Origin of the sequence: Thermococcus sp., from assembly GCF_027012695.1 — an archaeon.
Lineage (GTDB): Archaea > Methanobacteriota_B > Thermococci > Thermococcales > Thermococcaceae > Thermococcus.
This window is the reverse complement of the sequence record NZ_JALUYR010000004.1, coordinates 1-1,160: the sequence shown is the minus strand read 5'-3', so window position 1 is coordinate 1,160 and position 1,160 is coordinate 1. Positions and strand designations below refer to the sequence as shown.

Annotated in this window: 2 protein-coding genes; one reads left to right on the top strand and one right to left on the bottom strand. The window is 54.1% G+C overall.

All coding sequences use genetic code 11. The annotated features are described in order from the left end of the window. A partial coding sequence (locus tag MV985_RS00035; RefSeq protein WP_297457850.1) for a TIGR00730 family Rossman fold protein occupies positions 1–791 on the top strand: 791 nt, incomplete at its 5' end. Between the two features lie 67 nt (positions 792–858). Here the strand turns inward: MV985_RS00035 and MV985_RS00030 are convergent. Beyond that, positions 859–1,160 (bottom strand): chorismate synthase (locus MV985_RS00030; RefSeq protein ID WP_297457848.1); only part of this gene is annotated, 302 nt, incomplete at its 5' end.

Here is a 1,160-nt window from a genome sequence, read left to right as displayed (position 1 = left end):
CGATGAGACACCGCAAGTGGAAAGATTTCTTCCTACCCCCCAAGGGGTGGACCATTATAGGTGAGTTGAAGACCAAACAGGGGGACGTTTGGTCGCTGCTGCAAATCCTCTCGGAGTTCGTACAGGGGTTCGACCTGCTATCGGAGCTGGGTCCATCGGTCACCGTCTTCGGCAGTTCCCGCTTTACACCGGAAAACCCCTACTACCGAAAAGCCTACGAAACCGGCTATCTCCTCGGCAAGGAGGGCTACGCGGTGGTGACCGGCGGCGGACCCGGTATCATGGAGGCGGCCAACAGGGGGGCGTTCGAAGCGGGAGCCGAGAGCGTGGGGCTGCAGATAGATATCCCCGAGGAGGTCGATAAAAACCCCTACCTCACAAAGAGGCTCCTCTTCAAACACTTCTTCGTGAGGAAAGCGATGCTCCTGCGCTACGCCCTCGGATATATCATCTTCCCCGGGGGGTACGGTACATTCGACGAACTGTTTGAGGCGCTAACCTTAATGCAGACCAAAAAGAGTTATCCCTTTCCCATTCTCCTCTTCGGGTCGGAATACTGGAAACCCCTGGTGGAGTTCATGCGCCGCACTATGGTCGAATTCGGCACCATCTCCGAAGATGACCTCAACTTCTTCCAGATAGTCGATTCCCCCGAAGAGGCGGTTGAAACGATAAACCGCTTCGTGTTGGAAAAGAGCAAGCTACTACCCGAGGAGTTCAACGTAAACCCGAAATTCCGCTCCTTTGTAAAGAGATTGGAACAGAAGTATTCCGCAGGAGAGCAAAAATAAAGGGGGAATTTTTATTTATAGAAATGCCCATCGCTTAGCGATGGGGTTAAGGTAAAAAACGATTCCCCTAGAACCCCTTTATATGCTTCTTGTAGAGCTCAAACCGGTCTTTGATTTCTTCCATAAAGTCCCCGCCCAGTTTCTCGAGGAGCGCGTCGGCAAGCACTATCGCCAGCATAGCCTCGGCAACGACCGAAGCGGCGGGAACTGCGGTAACGTCGGAGCGCTCCCTCATAGCTTTCACCGGCTCTTTGGTCTCTATATCGACGCTCCTGAGGGGCGACATCAGCGTCGGAATCGGCTTCATAGCGATATTTACCACTATCGGCTCCCCGTTGGTGATACCCCCCTCGGTGCCGCCGAGTCGGT